Annotated in this window: 1 pseudogene; it reads left to right on the top strand. The window is 63.2% G+C overall.

Annotated elements, in window-relative coordinates:
• A pseudogene (locus RM812_RS42475) lies at positions 1-429 on the top strand (amino acid permease); the annotation flags it as partial.

The raw sequence follows: 429 nt of genomic DNA, 5'->3' as shown, positions 1-429 counted from the left end.
TCTCGGCACCGATCACCGCGATGACCGGAAACCTTCCTGTCGCAGTGGGTTTCGGTAACGGACTGGGCGCACCGGGCGGGTTTGTCATCGCTACGATCGTCCTGTCGATCTTCAGCGTCGGGTTCGTCGCCCTGGCCCGCCACATCACCGCGGCCGGCGCGTTCTATACCTTTGTGTCCAGGGCCTGGTCCAAGGTTCCCGGGCTCGCCGCCGGCGTCATGCCGATGGTCACCTACATGACGATGGAAGCCGGGCTGGTCGGAATCTTCTCGGCTTTCGCCGATCAGGCCTTCACCACCCAGTTCGGACTCGACCTGCCGTGGGAGATCTACGCCGTAGTCGGCCTGGTCGCCATCGCAGCCCTGTCACATTTCGACATCTCAGTAGCCGCAAAGGTTCTCGGCGTCGTACTGGTGTGCGAGATCGGCA

It is taken from the genome of Streptomyces lancefieldiae, from assembly GCF_031845825.1.
In the GTDB taxonomy this organism is placed as follows: Bacteria; Actinomycetota; Actinomycetes; order Streptomycetales; family Streptomycetaceae; genus Streptomyces; species Streptomyces lancefieldiae.
Note: the sequence above shows the minus strand (reverse complement) of the source record. Positions and strands in the feature narration are given on the sequence as shown.